The organism is Streptomyces sp. L500, from assembly GCF_054551825.1.
On sequence record NZ_JBTOLC010000009.1, the window covers coordinates 187,505 to 203,710 of the forward strand.

The 16,206-nt window shown below is 72.3% G+C and carries 10 protein-coding genes and 1 pseudogene; 7 read left to right on the forward strand and 4 right to left on the reverse strand.

Features of this window, described 5'->3' with window-relative positions; genetic code table 11:
* Both ACX9I7_RS12335 and ACX9I7_RS12340 read right to left on the reverse strand, forming a co-directional pair.
* Positions 1-999: a phospholipase D-like domain-containing protein gene (locus tag ACX9I7_RS12335; protein WP_387567879.1), complete on the reverse strand. Its 999-nt coding sequence runs from the start codon at positions 997-999 to the stop codon at positions 1-3.
* 97 nt (positions 1,000-1,096) lie between these two features.
* The gene (locus ACX9I7_RS12340) at positions 1,097-2,149 is read right to left on the reverse strand and encodes a LacI family DNA-binding transcriptional regulator (RefSeq protein WP_459387330.1); all 1,053 of its coding nucleotides are present in this window, start codon (positions 2,147-2,149) and stop codon (positions 1,097-1,099) included.
* A 122-nt stretch (positions 2,150-2,271) separates the two neighbouring features.
* Here ACX9I7_RS12340 and ACX9I7_RS12345 point away from each other — a divergent pair, with 122 nt between their 5' ends.
* The 6 genes from ACX9I7_RS12345 (at position 2,272) to ACX9I7_RS12370 (ending at position 11,760) form a co-directional block, all read left to right on the forward strand.
* A complete protein-coding gene (locus tag ACX9I7_RS12345) occupies positions 2,272-3,564 on the forward strand; it encodes an ABC transporter substrate-binding protein (RefSeq protein ID WP_387567883.1) in 1,293 nt (430 codons plus the stop codon).
* A 63-nt stretch (positions 3,565-3,627) separates the two neighbouring features.
* The gene (locus ACX9I7_RS12350; protein ID WP_459387339.1) at positions 3,628-4,518 is read left to right on the forward strand and encodes a carbohydrate ABC transporter permease; all 891 of its coding nucleotides are present in this window, start codon (positions 3,628-3,630) and stop codon (positions 4,516-4,518) included.
* Entirely contained in the window at positions 4,518-5,348 is an 831-nt protein-coding gene (locus ACX9I7_RS12355) for a carbohydrate ABC transporter permease (protein ID WP_459387331.1), read from the forward strand. The genes ACX9I7_RS12350 and ACX9I7_RS12355 overlap by 1 nt, the downstream gene beginning before the upstream one ends.
* Positions 5,349-5,365: 17 nt before the next feature.
* Positions 5,366-6,586 (forward strand): glycoside hydrolase 5 family protein, encoded by a 1,221-nt coding sequence (locus ACX9I7_RS12360; RefSeq protein ID WP_459387332.1) that lies wholly within the window; start codon positions 5,366-5,368, stop codon positions 6,584-6,586.
* Between the two features lie 86 nt (positions 6,587-6,672).
* Positions 6,673-8,730, forward strand: a complete 2,058-nt coding sequence (locus ACX9I7_RS12365; protein ID WP_459387333.1) for an endo-beta-N-acetylglucosaminidase — start codon at positions 6,673-6,675, stop codon at positions 8,728-8,730.
* A gap of 36 nt (positions 8,731-8,766) precedes the next feature.
* Positions 8,767-11,760 (forward strand): alpha-mannosidase, encoded by a 2,994-nt coding sequence (locus ACX9I7_RS12370; protein WP_459387334.1) that lies wholly within the window; start codon positions 8,767-8,769, stop codon positions 11,758-11,760.
* A gap of 70 nt (positions 11,761-11,830) precedes the next feature.
* On the opposite strand, the gene lysX is transcribed toward ACX9I7_RS12370, so the two are convergent.
* The gene (gene lysX / locus ACX9I7_RS12375) at positions 11,831-15,223 is read right to left on the reverse strand and encodes a bifunctional lysylphosphatidylglycerol synthetase/lysine--tRNA ligase LysX (protein ID WP_459387335.1); all 3,393 of its coding nucleotides are present in this window, start codon (positions 15,221-15,223) and stop codon (positions 11,831-11,833) included.
* Between the two features lie 298 nt (positions 15,224-15,521).
* Here lysX and ACX9I7_RS12380 point away from each other — a divergent pair, with 298 nt between their 5' ends.
* On the forward strand, positions 15,522-15,716 hold the full coding sequence (locus ACX9I7_RS12380; RefSeq protein WP_126917074.1) for a hypothetical protein: 195 nt from the start codon (positions 15,522-15,524) through the stop codon (positions 15,714-15,716).
* Between the two features lie 18 nt (positions 15,717-15,734).
* Here ACX9I7_RS12380 and ACX9I7_RS12385 read toward each other — a convergent pair.
* Positions 15,735-16,206: pseudogene (locus tag ACX9I7_RS12385) on the reverse strand (Crp/Fnr family transcriptional regulator); the annotation flags it as partial.

Below are 16,206 nucleotides of genomic sequence, written 5' to 3' on the forward strand. Positions count from 1 at the left end.
CTAGTACGGCGTCCCGTTCGCGAAGTCCTTCTTGAACGTCGACTCGATGCCGTTGAGCACGCCTCCGTCGTCGACGATCAAGCCGAGCTCGCGGTTGTTGTTGAGCGAGTTGTCGGAGAAGTTCTGCGAACCCGCGAAGACCTTGGCCGACGGCGTCCCGTAGTCGGCGACGATCGTCTTGGCGTGGATGAAGAGGCCCTCCGTCGAGGAGAAGGTGACGACCGTGCCGCCGGCCTCCTTGATCTGGTCGAAGTAGCCGGCGTAGCGGTCGGGGTTCATGCCGACGACGCGGACCGCGACGCCGCGGTTCCGTGCCGCCACCACCGCGTCCACCAGGGCGCCGGCGCCGAACTCCAGTTGTTCGAGGTCCAGTGAGGAACGGGCGCCGTTGATCAGCGCGAGCAGGCGGTCCTGGGAGTCCGTGGGCGACCAGAGCAGGTTGTCGCCGTCGGAGGGGGTGACGGCGGTGTGGGCGTAGTCGGCGTCGAAGGTCTGCTCTATGGCGGCGATGTCGGCCGGGTCGGTGTCGACGACGCCGTAGTCGCGGCCGGTCGCGTAGTACTTCGCGTCCAGGTTGCCCGTCAGGATCAGCGACTTCGCGCGGTCCACGGTGATGGTCTTCTGGTGGGTGTAGACGAAGTCGGGGGAGGAGTACACCACGCCGACGCCCGCGGCGGTGAGGGCCTGGTAGGCCGGTTCGTTCACCGAGGGGTGCTTGGCGTCGAGGATCACCCGGACGGTCGCCCCGGCTCTCTCGCGGTTCACCAGCGCGTTCACGACCTCGGGGTCGTCCAGCTCGTACATGGTCACGTCCACCGACTTCGCGGCCGAGCGTATGAGGTCGTACACCGCGCCGTGGCTCTGATCCGGGAAGACGAGCAGGGAGTACGTACCGGGTGCCGCCTGGGCCGCGCCCGGGGTGGCCAGTAGCGACATCGAGGAGAGCAGGAGGGCGCCGGCGGCCACAGCGATCCGGCGGAAGGGGTGGGGAGCGCGCATGCCGAACTCCGGTTGGTGGGAGGTGGGTACGTCGGCCCCCATGGTGTGGCCGCCGGCGGTTACGTGGGGAGGTGTTGTCGGTGAATTTTTGTCGGTGTCACGACAAGCGCCCTCGGCTCGCGGGTGTCGCCGCCGTCGACTCACGCGCCATCAGCCGCGGCGCCGCGTCCTCCACCCACCGCGCCGGGCCCCCGTCCAGCAGGGCGATCAACTCCTCGGCCGCGTGCCGGCCGAAGGTGGCCGTGTCGCGGGTCAGGGCCGTGAGGGTGGGGTGGGTGTTGCGGCAGAGCGCGGAGTCGTCCCACGCGACGATGGAGAGCGCACGCGGTACGGACATGCCACGCTCCGCCGCCACCGCCAGGCCCGCCACCGCCATCACGTCGTTGTCGAAGACGATCGCGGTGGGCGGACGCTCGCCCGACAGGAGGCGCCGGGTCGCCTCGGCACCCTGCGCGTCGGAGTAGTCGGTGGTCACGGACGTCGCCTCGCACAGACCCCGGCGGGTGGCCTCCGCGCGGAGCGACGCGACGCGGCGGCGGGTGTGCGCCAGCTCGGCCAGCCCCGCCACGTGCGCCACGCGTCGGTGGCCCAGGCCGTGGAGGTGGTCGACGACCGAGGCCATCGCGGCCGCGTCGTCGGCCCGGACGCAGGAGATCGCGGCGCCCGACGGGACGGTACCCGCTCCCGGCGCGCCCACGATCACCGCCGGCAGCCCCAGCTCCGCCAGGAGCGCCGGGCGCGGGTCGTCCTCGCGCGGGTCGACGACGAGGAGCCCGTCCACGCGGTGCTCGGCCCACCAGCGCCGGTAGGCGGCGCACTCGGCGTCCACGTCCTCCACCACCTGGAAGAGGAGGCCCAACCGGCGTACGGCGAGCGCCTCCTGCACCCCCGAGACCAGCTGGAGGAAGAACGACTCGACGCCGAGCGTACGGGCCGGACGGGCCAGCACCAGGCCGACCGTCGCCGAGCCCTCGCCGGACAGGGCCCTGGCCGCGGCGCTGGGCAGCCAGCCGAGCTGATCGGCGACCCGGCGGATCCGCTCGCGCGTGGCGGCCGAGACGCCCGGCCGGTCGTTGAGCGCGAAGGACACCGCGCTCTCCGAGACGCCCGCGCGCCGCGCTATGTCCTTGATCGTCGGTCTGCGGCGCATCGCTGCCTTCCACTAAAGCGCATTAGTGCCCGACGGCAGTATTGACGGAACTCCCTTGCCGGGTGCAGGTTTTGACCGGCCTCCTACCGACCGTCCGACCCGATCGAAGGAGCTCGTCCGCCATGCCCTTGTCCCGCCCGAAGCCGCATGGGCGCCTCGCCGTCACCGCCACCCTCCTCGCCACCGCCATGGCGCTCACCGCCTGCGGTTCGGGCGGCGGCGGGGGAGGAAGCGGGGACGGCGGCATCACCTTCCAGACCTGGAATCTCCGCGCGAACTTCAAGGACTACTTCGAGGATCTGGTAGGCGACTTCGAGAAGCAGAATCCCGGTGTCAAGGTCACCTGGCTGGACCAGCCCGCCGAGCACTACGCGGACAAGCTCAGCGCCGACGCCGCCGCCGGCACCCTGCCCGACGTCGTCAACGTCTCCCCGGACCTGTCCTATCCGCTCGCCAAAGCGGGAATGCTCGTCAATCTCGACAAGGAGAACGCCGCGCAACGCTTCAAGGGCGAATACACGGCGGAGGCGTGGCAGGGCAATACCCTCCCCGGCCTGGGCGGTTCGTACTCCTTCCCCTGGTACCTCACCACAGGGCCGCTCTTCTACAACAAGGCCCTCTTCCGTTCCGCCGGGCTCGACCCCGAGAAACCGCCGAAGGACTACGCGGAACTGTTCACCACCGCCCTCGCCATGGCCGGCGGATCCGGCGGACGGATCGCCACCCTCGCGAACACCCCGTCCGTCGAGGACTTCGGCCGCTACGGCGTGAAGCTGATGAACGGCGACGCCACGAAATTCACCTACAACGAGCCCAAGGGCGTGGAACTGCTCACCAAATACAAGGAGCTCTACGACCGCGGCGGCCTCGACCCGCAGGCCCTCACCAACACCCCCGAGAAATCCGGCCAGAAGTTCCTGGAACAGAAGGTCGCCATGAACCCCGGCGGCGCCAACGACCTGGCCACCTTCAAGGAGAACGCCCCCACCCTCTACCGGAACCTCGGCATCACCGAAGCGCCGAACAACACCGGAAAGCCCAACATGTACGTGATGGGCGTGGCCGTCAACGAGAAGAGCAAGCGCAAGGCCGCCGCGATCGCCTTCGCCCACTTCGTCACCGACAGGAAGAACCAGGAGGCATTCGCCCACGAGGTCGCCGTCTTCCCCAGCACCCGGGGATCGCTCGACGACCCGTACTGGACGAAGAGCGACGGCACCGACGAGGGCCGGGTCCGCGTGGCCTCCGCGAGGATGCTGAAGGGCGCCGTCAACTACACCCCCGTGGTGATGAGCGACGAGATGAAGACCGTCCTCAAGAACGAGGTCGCCAAGGCCCTCCAGGGCAAGAAATCCCCCCAGCAGGCACTCGACGACGCCGTCGCGCAGAGTGACAGACTTCTCCGGCAGAGCTGAGCCGCCGCCGTGAAGATTCCCGCTGCGACAACGCGTGCCGGGCATACACGTGCCGGGCGTGCCCTGGCCGCCCTGGGGCCGTGGCTCTTCCTCCTGCCCGCCCTCGCCGTCGTCGCCGTCTTCAGCCTCTACCCCTTCCTCACCACCGCCCACCAGGCGTTCACCGACGCCCGCACCCTCACCCCCGGCCGGTGGACCGGGCTCGAGAACTTCCGCGCGATGCTGGACGACGAGCAGTTCTGGACCGCCCTGCGCAACAGCGCCCTCTACGTCCTCCTCGTCGTCCCCTGCACCGTCCTCCTCCCGCTGCTGCTCGCCCTGCTGGTGCGCAAGCAACTGCCCGGCGTCATGTTCTTCCGCGCCGCCTACTACACCCCCGTCGTCGCCTCCGTGGTCGTGGTGGCCCTCATCTGGACCTGGATGCTCGACGACCGCGGCCTCGTCAACGGCATCCTGCGCGCCCTCGGCGCCGGGCCCGTCGACTTCCTGGGCGACGCGTGGCTGCTGCTGTTCAGCGCCATGGCCCTCACCGTCTGGAAGGGCCTCGGCTACTACATGATCATCTATCTGGCGGCGCTCGGGAACGTCCCCCGCGAGCTCCACGAGGCCGCCGCCGTCGACGGCGCCGGAGCGCTGCGTCGTTTCCTCAGCGTCACCCTCCCCGCCGTACGGCCGACCATGGTGCTGGTCGCTGCCTTGTCGGCCGTGGCCGCGTTCAAGGTCTTCTCCGAGGTGTACCTGATGGCCGGGCCCACCGGCGGGCCGGCCGGGCAGGACACCACGCTCGTGATGCTCGTCCAGCGCACCGGCACCGGTCTCAACGGCCGTGTCGGCTACTCCTCCGCGCTCTCCCTCGTCGTCTTCGTCATCACGCTGCTGCTGATGCTGCTCGTCCTGCGGGCCGGCCGCGTCCGAGGCGATGACGATCACGCCCGACGTGAGGAGCGTGGCTGATGCTCCGGACTTCGGGCCGGGAGAAGGTCCTGCGATACGCGCTGATGCTGCTGGTGCTGGCCCTCACCGTCGGCCCGTTCCTCTGGCAGCTCTCCACCTCCCTCAAGGACACCACCGAGGACATCTACACCTCACCCCCGCGCTTCCTCCCCCAGCACCCCACCGGCCACAACTACGCCGAGGTCGCCGACACCATCCCCGTCTGGGACTACGCCCTCAACTCCCTCAAGGTCGCCACCGCCGCCGTGCTCACCAACCTCGTCGGCGCCGCCATGGCCGGCTACGCCCTGGCCCGGCTGCGCTTCCGGGGCCGGCGGGCGGCCGGGCTCGCCTTCGTCCTGGCCCTGCTCGTGCCGGTGGAGTCCATCGTCATCGCACAGTTGACGCTCGTACGCGACCTCCAGCTCAACAACACCCTCGTCGCCGTCGTCCTCCCCGGCTCGGTGAGCGCCCTGAACGTCCTCCTCATGCGGAACGCCTTCGCCGCCCTGCCCTACGAGATCGAGGAGGCGGCCGTCATCGACGGGGCGAACGCCTGGCAGCGCTTCCTCAGGATCGCCCTCCCGTCCGTCCGTGGCACCCTCGCGGTCGTCGCGATCTTCGCGTTCATGGGCGCCTGGGACGATTTCCTGTGGCCGCTGATCGTCCTCTCCGACCAGCACCGCTTCACCCTCACCGTCGGGCTGAACTACCTCCACGGCACGTTCACACAGAACCCCCGGCTGGTGGCGGCCGGGACCGTCATCGCCGTCGCCCCGCTCGTCGTGATGTTCGCCTGCCTCCAGCGGTACTTCTTCCGCGGCGTCGGCGAGGGTGCCGTCAAGGGCTGAAGGGAGCCCCGACCGTCATGCGTTTCGGCGTCAACTACACCCCCACGCACGGCTGGTTCCACCACTGGCTCGACTTCGACCTCGACGACATCCGCGCCGACCTCGACTCCATCGCCGCCCTCGGCCTCGACCACATCCGCGTCTTCCCCCTCTGGCCGCTCTTCCAGCCCAACCGCACCCTCATCCGCCCCCGCGCCGTCGACCAGCTGGTACGACTGGCCGACGCCGCCGCCGAACGCGGGCTCGACGTCGCCGTCGACGGACTCCAGGGGCATCTGTCCAGCTTCGACTTCATCCCCTCCTGGACCACCACCTGGCACCGCCGCAACATCTTCACCGACCCCGACGTCGTCGACGCGCAGGCCGCCTATCTGACGACGCTCGCCGCCGCCCTCGCCGACCGGCCCGGCTTCCTCGGCATGACCGTCGGCAACGAGATCAACCAGTTCTCCGGCCGCCCCCACCCCGACCCCGACCCCGTCACCCCCGCACAGGCCGGCCGGTGGCTGCGGCGGATGCTCGCCGCGTGCGAGACGGGCGCGCCCGGCCTGCCCCACGTCCACGCCTCCTACGACGCCGCCTGGTACGACGGCACCCACCCCTTCACCCCCGCCCACTCGGCCCGGCTCGGCGCCATGACCACCGTCCACTCGTGGGTCTTCGACGGCACCGCCCAGCGCTACGGCCACGACGCCCCGGCCACCGGACTGCACGCCGCCTACCTCGTCGAGCTCTCCAAGGCCTGGGCCGACGACCCCGCCCGCCCGGTGTGGCTCCAGGAGGTCGGGGCACCGGCCCCGTACGTTCCGCCGTCGAGCGCGGCGGCCTTCGCGGAGGCGACGATCGAGGCCGTCCTGGACTGCCCGGACGTCTGGGGCATCACCTGGTGGTGCTCCCACGACGTCGACCGGGCGCTGGCGGACTTCCCGGAGCTGGAGTACGGGCTGGGGCTGCTGACGAACGACCGGGTGGTCAAGCCGGTGGGGGAGGTGGTGGGGCGGTACGCGCGGGAGCGCCTCCGGGTCGCGGCGGGGGTGCGGCGGACCGCGCTGGTCCTGGACGCGGGGGAGCCGGAGGACGCCCCCGGGCGCGGGGTGTGCGCGCCAGGGGGCGCGTTCTTCGAGGCATGGATGCGGGGTGCCTCTGGCGGGGGGAGGCCGGGGGTGGTGCTGGCGCAACGGGTCGAGGACGCGGGGTACCTGGCCGCCCGTGGCATCACGGAGGTCGTTCGCCCCTGACCCGCCCCTTCCCGTTTCTTCGAGGGGCTCCGCCCCCGAACCCCCGCTCCTCAAACGCCGGAGGGGCTGAATTCCCAGGAGCACGCATGAACCTCACCCGCCGTCAGGCCCTCGCGGTCGCGTTGGTGGCCACGGCTGCCCGGCCCGCGAGGCCCGTAGCCGCCTCCCCCGCCCCTGCCGCCGACCTCCAGCCCTACGCCTCCTACTGGTACCCCGACACCCTCCCCTCCGGCACCCCACCCCCCGGCGTCCGTCGGCGCAGCCTTCGCACCTGGGTCCCCGCCGGCGACCCCGACCTCCCCTTCAACAGGGCCACCGTCCCCCTCGCCCCCCGGTTCGTTCCCCCGCCCCCCAACTCCGCCGCGCGGCGCGACGAGGCGCGGATCTCCGCGCTCGCCGCGTTCGCGCCGACGTCCGGCAACCCCTCGCAGGGGTCGGCCACCGCCGACTACTACGCCCTCACGCACTGGGCCTACCTCGACGAGCTCGTCTTCTGGGGCGGCTCCTCGGACGAGGGGCTGATCCTCGCGCCCAACGCGCCCGTGGTCGACGCCGCGCACCGCAACGGCGTGCCCGTGCTCGGGACGGTCTTCCTGCCGCCCACCGCGTACGGCGGGCGGCTGGAGTGGACCCGCGAGCTCGTGCGGCGCGACGCCGACGGCGGCTTCCCGCTCGCCGACAAGCTGGTGGAGGTGGCCCGGGCGTACGGCTTCGACGGCTGGTTCCTCAACGCCGAGACGGGCGGCGGGGACGCCCGGCTCGGGGCCGACACGCGGGACTTCGTCGCGTACCTCCGCCGGCGCGGCGGCCCGGGCCTCCGGGTGACGTGGTACGACGCCATGGCCATCTCCGGTGACATCGCCTGGCAGAACGAGCTCAACGACCGCAACTCCCCGTTCTTCCGCGCCGCCGACACCATGTTCCTCAACTTCAACTGGAGCCGCACCGGCCTCGCCTCCTCCGGCGAGCTCGCCCGGAGCCTCGGCCGGAGCCCGTACGAGCTGTGGGCGGGGATCGATGTGGAGGCGAACGGCTGGGACACCCGGGTCGACTGGGACGCGGTGGTCCCCGCCGGGCGCCCCCACGTCACCTCGTTCGGCTTCTACCGCCCCGAGTGGACCTGGAAGAGCCTCCCCGGGACCGATCGCGGCCCCGCCGCGTTCCACGCGCGCGACGACCGTTTCTGGTCCGGTGCCTCCCTGGACCCCGCCCGGCCCGACCCCGGGCCCTGGCGCGCTCCGGCGGCCTCGGTCGCGGACCGCTCCACCTTCACCTCCCTCCCCTTCGCCACCACCTTCAACACCGGTCATGGCCTCGGCTGGTACGAGCGGGGCGTGCGCGTCGCCGACGCGCCCTGGAATCACCTGGGGCTTCAGGACCGGCTCCCCGGCCGCCGCTGGGTCGTCCGGACGGCCGGCGCCGCCCGGCCCGTCGCCGGCTTCGACTTCGCCGACGCCTGGCGCGGCGGCAGCAGCCTCCTCGTCGACGCCGCGACAGCGGAACCCGCAACCGTCGAGCTCTACGCGGCGAGACTCCCGCTGTCACCCGCCACCGTGGCCGAGCTGGCCCACCGCACCGACCCCGGCTCGGCGGCCGTCCGGGTGGAGCTGGCCGTCGCCCTGGACGAGCCGGATCGTTTCAGCTGCCTCCCCGTGGGCGAGCTCCCCGCCGGTGGCGGCGGCTGGACCACCGCCACCATCCCCGTGGCCAGCCTGTTACGCGGCCGCGCCGCCGCCACCGCCCACGTCCTCGGCGTCCGGCTCACCGCCCCGGACGGCGGACGCGTCCGCTGGCGGCTCGGCGAGCTCGCCCTCCACGACGGCTCCCCCGTCCCGCCCGGCCCGCCCGACGCGCCGACCGTCACCGCCTCCACCCGCAACCCCGACGGCACGGCAGCGCTCCGCCTGACCTGGCAGCCCGCAAGGCGAGCGGCACGGCGGGCCCCCACGCCCGTACGCCACTACGAGCTCCACCAAGTGGTGCCCGGCGGCCGGCGCCGCTTCCTCGGTGGCACCTGTGGGCATGCCTACTACGTCCCGGCGCTGCGCCGCACGGCCGACGAGGAGGCCACCCGCGTCGAGGTGCGCGCCGTGGACGAGCTCTACACCGCGTCGGCCCCCGTTTCCGTCACCCACCGCTGGTAGCACCCCTCGCGATCCCGGACCCGGACAAGGAGAGGCATGCACAACGACCGCACCATCACCGAGGCCCGGCTCAAGCGGGTCCTGGAGGAGCGCATCCGCCCGGCCGTCCACCCCGAGTCGGTGCCGCTGGAGGTCTCCGTGTGGCACGCGCCCGGCGAGCCCGTCCCCGTCGCGGAGGGGCTGGCGGCGCCGCGCACCCCCGTCGCGGTGGGCACGGAGTGGGGCCCGGCGTGGGGCACCAGCTGGTTCACCGTCTCCGGCGCGGTACCGGACGCGTGGGCGGGGCGCACGGTCGAGGCCCTCCTGGACCTGGGCTTCGACGAGAACATGACGGGCTTCCAGTGCGAGGGCCTGGTCTACCGCCCCGACGGCTCGCCCGTGAAGGGGCTCAACCCGCGCAACCAGTGGGTGCGGATCGCCGAGCGGGCCACCGGCGGCGAGCCGGTGCTGCTGCACATCGAGGCGGCCGCCAACCCCGTCATCCTCGACTACCGCCCCTTCGTCCCCACCGAGCTGGGCGACCGCGAGACCGCCGGCGACGCGCCCCGCTACCGGCTGACCCGGATGGACCTCGCCGTCTTCGACCGGACGGTGTGGGAGCTCGTCCAGGACCTCGACGTGCTGGGACAGCTGATGCACGAGCTGCCGGTGGACTCGCCCCGCCGCTGGGAGATCCTGCGGGCCGTCGAACGCGCCCTGGACGCCGTGGACCTCCAGGACGTCGGCGGTACGGCGGAACGGGCGCGCGAGCGGCTCGCGGACGTCCTCGCCGCGCCCGCGCACGCCTCCGCGCACCGGATCAGCGCCGTGGGACACGCCCACATCGACACGGCGTGGCTGTGGCCCCTGCGCGAGACGGTCCGCAAGGTGGCCCGGACGACCGCCAATATGACCGCGCTGCTGGAGGACGAACCGGACTTCGTCTACGCCATGTCCCAGGCGCAGCAGTTCGCCTGGATCAAGGAGCACCGGCCGGAGGTGTACGCGCGGGTGAAGAAGGCGGTCGCCGAGGGCCGTTTCGTCCCCGTGGGCGGCATGTGGGTGGAGTCCGACACGAACATGCCGGGATCGGAGGCGCTGGCCCGGCAGTTCACGCACGGCAAGCGCTTCTTCCTGGAGGAGTTCGGGATCGAGACGGAGGAGGTCTGGCTCCCGGACTCCTTCGGCTACTCGGCGGCGCTTCCGCAACTGGTGCGGCTGGCGGGCGCCAAGTGGTTCCTGACACAGAAGATCTCCTGGAGCCAGACCAACACCTTCCCGCACCACACCTTCTGGTGGGAGGGCCTGGACGGCACCCGGGTCTTCACCCACTTCCCCCCGATCGACACCTACAACTCCCAGCTCTCGGGCCGCGAACTCGCCCACGCCACCCGCAACTTCCGCGAGAAGGGCGGCGCGACGCGCTCCCTCGCCCCCACGGGCTGGGGCGACGGCGGAGGCGGCACGACACGGGAGATGCTGGCGAGGGCGAAGCGGCTGGCGGATCTGGAGGGTTCGGCGAGGGTCGTCTTCGAGAAGCCGTCGGTGTTCTTCGAGAAGGCCCATGCCGAGTACGCCGACGCCCCGGTGTGGGCCGGCGAGCTCTACCTGGAGCTGCACCGGGCGACACTCACCAGCCAGGCCCGCACCAAGCAGGGCAACCGCCGCAGCGAGCACCTGCTGCGCGAGGCGGAGCTGTGGGCGGCCACGGCGGCGGTACGGACCGGGGCGCCGTATCCGTACGAGGCACTGGACCGGCTGTGGAAGACGGTGCTGCTCCACCAGTTCCACGACATCCTGCCCGGGACGTCGATCGCCTGGGTGCACCGGGAGGCCGCACGGACGTACGCCGAGGTGGCCGCCGAACTGGAGTCGCTGATCGCGGACGCGCTGGGGGCGCTGGCGGGTGACGGCGAGGCGACGGTCGTCTTCAACGCGGCGCCGCACGCGCGGGGTGGCGTGCCGGCGCTCGGGGCGGCGGCCTCGGCGGAGCGTTCGACAGCCCCGGCCACCACCGTGGAGCCGCGCGAGGGCGGCGGTTTCGTGCTGGACAACGGTCTGCTGACGGTCGTCGTCGACGAGCGCGGGCTGCTCGTCTCCGTCCACGACCGGAGGGCCGGCCGCGAGACCCTGGCGCCGGGGGCCGCCGGGAACCTCCTCCAGTTGCACCAGGACTTCCCCAACATGTGGGACGCGTGGGACGTCGACCGCTTCTACCGCAACACGGTCACCGATCTGACGGACATCGACACGCTGGAGCTGACGGACGACGGCGCCGCCGTCCTGGTCGTCCGGACCTTCGGTTCCTCGCGCGTCGAGCAGCGGATCACGCTGCCGCGAGGGGAGTGCCGGGTGGAGGTGGAGACGGAGGTCGACTGGCACGAGACGGAGAAGTTCCTCAAGGCCGCCTTCCCGCTGGACGTGCACACCGACCGGGTCGCGGCCGAGACCCAGTTCGGCCACCTCCACCGGCCCACCCACACCAACACCAGCTGGGACGCCGCCAAGTTCGAGGCCTGCGCGCACCGGTTCGTCCATGTGGAGGAGCCGGGGTGGGGCGTGGCACTGGTCGACGACTCGACGTACGGGTACGACGTGACGCGGACCGGTACGACCACCACCCTGCGCCTCTCCCTGCTGCGAGCCCCCCGCTTCCCGGACCCCCGCACCGACCAGGGCGTCCACCGCTTCCGCTACGCGCTGGTGCCGGGGGCGTCCGTGGGGGACGCGGTACGCGAGGGCTACCGGATCAATCTGCCGGAGCGGCGCGTTCCGGGGGCGGCGGACGGCGTCGCTCCGCTGGTGTCCGTGGACGACGACGCGGTCGTCGTCTCGGCGGTGAAGCTGGCGGACGACGGCAGCGGGGACGTGGTCGTCCGGGTCTACGAGTCACTGGGCGGACGCGCGAAGGCTTGCCTTACGGCGGGCTTCGACGTCGGTGAGGTGGCGGTCTGCGACCTGCTGGAACGACCGCTCGCGGCCGGGTCGCTGAGCCTGTCGCTCCGGCCGTTCGAGATCGTCACGCTGCGATTGAGCCCGTCCGGCGCTTGAGGACCGGGGGTCCGGGGGCGGAGCCCCCGGAAGAAACGGTGAAAGGGCGGGGCAGGGGCAAACCCACCCCTCAACGGTGCCGCACCAGTGGGAACGGGAGTGTCTCCCGGATCGACAGCCCCGTCAGGAACATCACCAGCCGGTCCACCCCGATCCCCAGCCCACCCGTGGGCGGCATCGCGTACTCCAGCGCTCGCAGGAAGTCCTCGTCCAGCTCCATCGCCTCCGCGTCGCCCCCCGCCGCCAGCAGGGACTGCGCCGTCAGCCGGCGGCGCTGCTCGACCGGGTCGATGAGCTCGGAGTACGCGGTGCCCAGTTCCGTGCCGAAGGCGACGAGGTCCCACCGCTCGGCGAGCCGGGCGTCCGCGCGGTGGGGGCGGGTCAGGGGGGAGACGTCGGTGGGGAAGTCCTTGTAGAAGACCGGGAGCGTGGTGCGCTCCTCGACGAGCCGCTCGTAGAGCTCCAGCACCAGGTCGCCACGACCGCACTCCGGCCGGTGCGGCACGCCCGCCGCGGCGCAGTGGGCGCGCAGCGCCGCGACGGACGTGTCCGCGCCGATCTCCTGGCCCAGGGCCTCGGAGAGCGCGCCGTAGACGGTCTTCACGGGCCATGGGCCCGAGATGTCGTGCCGGACGGGCCTGCCGTGCTCGTCCGGCCGTACCGCCACCGGGGAGCCGTGGGCGGCCGTCGCCGCCTCCTGGACGAGCTCGCGGGTCAGGTCGAGCATCACGTCGTAGTCGGCGAACGCCTGGTACGCCTCCAGCATCGTGAACTCGGGGTTGTGCTTGTACGAGACGCCCTCGTTGCGGAAGGTCCGGCCCAGTTCGAAGACCTTCTCCATGCCGCCGACGCACAGCCGTTTGAGGTACAGCTCGGGGGCGATGCGCAGGTACAGGTCAAGGTCGTAGGCGTTGATGTGGGTGGTGAAGGGGCGGGCGTTGGCGCCGCCGTGGACCTGCTGGAGCATCGGGGTCTCGACCTCCAGGAAGCCCCGGTCGAGCAGGCCCCGGCGCAGTGCCTGGACGGCCGCGCCGCGCGCCCGTACGGTCCGCCGGGCGGCCGGGCTGATCACGAGGTCCACGTAGCGCATCCGGACCCGGGCCTCGGGGTCGGCGAGGCCGCGCCGCTTGTCGGGCAGGGGGCGCAGGCACTTGGCGATCAGCCGGGCCCGGGTGACGAAGACCGTCAGCTCGCCCCGGTCGGTGGTGCCCACCTCGCCCTCGGCCTCCAGGTGGTCGCCGAGGTCGACGTGGCGGGTGAAGCGGCGCAGCAGCTCCTCGCCGGAGCCGTCCCGGGTGAAGGTCAGCTGGAGGTCGCCGGACCAGTCGCGGAGGACGGCGAAGGCGACGCCGCCGTGGTCGCGGACGAGCAGCACGCGCCCGGCGACGGTCACCTGTTCGCCGGTGCGGGAGGCGGGGGGCAGGCCGGGGTGGGCGGCGCGGACCGCGGCCAGGGTGTGGGTGCGGTGGGCGTCGGCGGGGTACGGGTCGACGCCCGCCTCCCGCAGCCGGTCCAGCTTGTGCCGCCGTACCCGGACCTGCTCCGGCAGGCCCGCGAGCTCGTCCGCCTCCGCCGTCCCGGCTCCCTCGCCGGGGGCGAAGCCCAGCTCGGACAGGGAGGGGAGGCCGGCCGTGGAGGCGGGGCTGGCGATGCCCCGGGCCCGCCCCCGGCGCCACAGCTTCCCCAGGCTCGGCACCGCGACGAAACCTTCCGCGATGCCCGCGGCGAGCCCGATCCGGGCCAGGGCGCCGGCGTCGGCGTAGCACAGGAAGCGGGGGCGCCACTCGGGGTTGTATTTCACGTTTGACCGGTAGAGCGCCTCCAACTGCCACCACTTGGAGAAGAACAGCAGGAGCCTGCGCCACAGGCGCAGCACGGGGCCCGCGCCGATGCGCGCGCCCTCCTCGAACGCGGAGCGGAAGACGGCGAAGTTCAGGGAGATGTGCTTGACGCCGAACCGCCCGGCCTGGGCGCACAAGCGGCTGATCATGAACTCCATGACCCCGTTGGGTGCCGCCCGGTCCCGGCGCATCACGTCCAGCGAGATCCCGTCGGACCCCCAGGGCACGAACGACAGCAGCGCGATCATCGTGCCCTCGCTGTCGAACGCCTCGACGAGCAGGCAGTCCCCGTCGGCGGGGTCGCCCAGCCGGCCCAGCGCCATCGAGAAGCCGCGCTCGGTCTCGGTGTCCCGCCAGGCGTCGGCGCGCCGGATGACCTCGCCCATCTCCTCGTCGGAGAGCGCCGAGTGACGCCGTACGCGCACGGTCGCGCCCGTGCGCTCCACCCGGTGGACGGCCTGCCGGGTTACCCGCATCTCCCGGCCCTCCAGGTCGAACGTGGCCACCTGGAGGATGGCCTCGTCGCCCAGTTGGAGCGCGCCCAGCCCCGCGCGGGCGTAGGCCCTGGCGCCCTCCTCGCCGGCTCCCATCACCGCCGGCTGCCAGCCGTAGCGGCCCGCGACCTCCAGCCAGGCCGCGATCGCGGGGTCCCACGCCTCCGGGTCGCCCAGCGGGTCGCCGGAGGCCAGGCAGACCCCGGCCTCCACCCGGTAGGTGACGGCGGCCTTGCCGCTGGGGGAGAAGACGACGGCCTTGTCGCGTCGGGTCGCGAAGTAGCCGAGGGAGTCCCGGCCGCCGTAGCGGCCGAGGAGGGCGCGGATGCGCGGCTCCTCGTCGTCGTGGAGGGCCGCCTCCAGGCGCTGCGAGCGGAAGAGCGTCATCGCCGCGTTCAGCAGGGCCAGCGCGCCGAGCAGGCCGAGGAGGAAGAACAGCCAGTGCGGCGGGTGCCCGGCGAAGTGCCGCCCGCTGACCAGGCCGCCGCACACCTTGTTCGCCACGAACAGCAGCCGGTTGCCGCCGCCGCGCTCCAGCGTGCCCGGGAACAGCGACACCAGCGCCCAGCCCACCAGGATCGCCACCGCCAGCCCCGCCGCCAGCACCAGCAGGGCGCGCAGGAACGCGCCGCGCCGGGACGCCGCGTAGAACTCCCGCCGGGCCAGGACCAGCAGCGTCATCGCGGCGAGGCTGAGCGCCAGCGAGGGGATCATGTCCCAGTAGCCCACGGCCAGCAGCACCGCGTCGGTGAAGACCAGCAGCGCCAGGTAGGCCAGCACGAACCAGAGCGTCACCCGCTTGCGGGCGGCGGTCGCGGCGGCGAGCAGCAGCAGGAAGACGGCGTAGGCGAGGTTGGCGGCCGTGGGGATCGTCAGCAGGTCCAGGGCGCGGGTCAGCGGCAGCACCGCGCGGCGCAGCGGCGGGATCAGGGCGGTCAGCGCGCAGAAGACGCCGAGCAGGCCGAAGAAGAGCGCGAAGCCGTTGGGCACCCGGCGCAGGAAGCGCTGCCACGCGGTGGCCCGTTCGGCGCCCCCAGCGCCCTCCCGCGTCGAGCGCGCCCCCGGTGCCCCCGGCGCCCCCGATTCCCGCACGGTTGCGGCGGACCGGTCCCGGACTGTGCGGCTCATTCCGTCAGCCTAGGCATCCTCGGCGCCGTCTGCCCGTCGGAATGCGCTCCGTGGGGGCGTGTGTCACGCGCGGCACGCCGGCGGGCCGCCGGGCCCGCGGCGAGGGCCCGCACGAGCCGACAGCCGGGTGGCGTGTGCCCCGTCCGCCCCCGGCTGTCACCCCGTTTCGCGCACCCGTTCCACCGTTCACGGCCGAATCGGTGATTCCCACCCGGATGGCGTATGCCCGTCGCACCGGTCCCTGCGGTGAGATGAGCAAGACTGGCGGACGCCCGCTGCCGCACCGAGGAGGTACATCATGGCCGTATCGATTTCCATGGTCCTGTTGCTTCTGATCCTGTCGGTGGTGTTCATGCGCAACGGAGGGCTGCGCTTCTCGCACGCGATGGTCTGCGTTCTGCTGGGCTTCGTGCTCGCCAGCACCAGCGTCGCGCCGACCATCTCGCACGGGATCAACGCCACCGCCGAGATCGTCGGCGGCGTCAGGCCCTGACCGGCCCGGCAACGCCTCTCAGCGCCCGATCTCCACGTCCTCCAGCACACCCAGCGCGTCCGGGACCAGGACGGCCGCCGAGAAGTAGGCGCTCACCAGGTAGGACGACACGGCCTGCTCGTTGATGCCCATGAAGCGCACATTGAGGCTGGGCTGGAACTCGTCCGGGATACCGGTCTGGTGGAGCCCGATGACGCCCTGGTTGTCCTCGCCCATGCGCATCGCGATGATCGAGCTGGTGCCGGTGTCGCTCACCGGGATCTTGTTGCAGGGCAGCAGGGGGACACCGCGCCAGGAGCGCACGGAGGTGCCCAGGAAATCGATGTTCTTCGGGTAGAGACCTCGGCTGGTGCACTCGCGCCCGAAGGCGGCGATCGTCCGCGGATGGGCCAGGAAGACCTGGGTCTTGCGGCGCCGTGAGAGCAGCTCGTCGAGGTCGTCGGGGGTGGGCGGGCCGCTGCGGGTGTGGATGCGCTGGCCGAGGTCGGCA

Bases quoted from the DNA above. Each gene is read 5' to 3' on its own strand.
- ACX9I7_RS12335 (WP_387567879.1), bottom strand. From the start codon at position 999: ATGCGCGCTCCCCACCCCTTCCGCCGGATCGCTGTGGCCGCCGGCGCC.
- ACX9I7_RS12340 (WP_459387330.1), bottom strand. From the start codon at position 2,149: ATGCGCCGCAGACCGACGATCAAGGACATAGCGCGGCGCGCGGGCGTC.
- ACX9I7_RS12345 (WP_387567883.1), top strand. From the start codon at position 2,272: ATGCCCTTGTCCCGCCCGAAGCCGCATGGGCGCCTCGCCGTCACCGCC.
- ACX9I7_RS12355 (WP_459387331.1), top strand. From the start codon at position 4,518: ATGCTCCGGACTTCGGGCCGGGAGAAGGTCCTGCGATACGCGCTGATG.
- ACX9I7_RS12360 (WP_459387332.1), top strand. From the start codon at position 5,366: ATGCGTTTCGGCGTCAACTACACCCCCACGCACGGCTGGTTCCACCAC.
- ACX9I7_RS12365 (WP_459387333.1), top strand. From the start codon at position 6,673: ATGAACCTCACCCGCCGTCAGGCCCTCGCGGTCGCGTTGGTGGCCACG.
- ACX9I7_RS12370 (WP_459387334.1), top strand. From the start codon at position 8,767: ATGCACAACGACCGCACCATCACCGAGGCCCGGCTCAAGCGGGTCCTG.
- lysX (WP_459387335.1), bottom strand. From the start codon at position 15,223: ATGAGCCGCACAGTCCGGGACCGGTCCGCCGCAACCGTGCGGGAATCG.
- ACX9I7_RS12380 (WP_126917074.1), top strand. From the start codon at position 15,522: ATGGCCGTATCGATTTCCATGGTCCTGTTGCTTCTGATCCTGTCGGTG.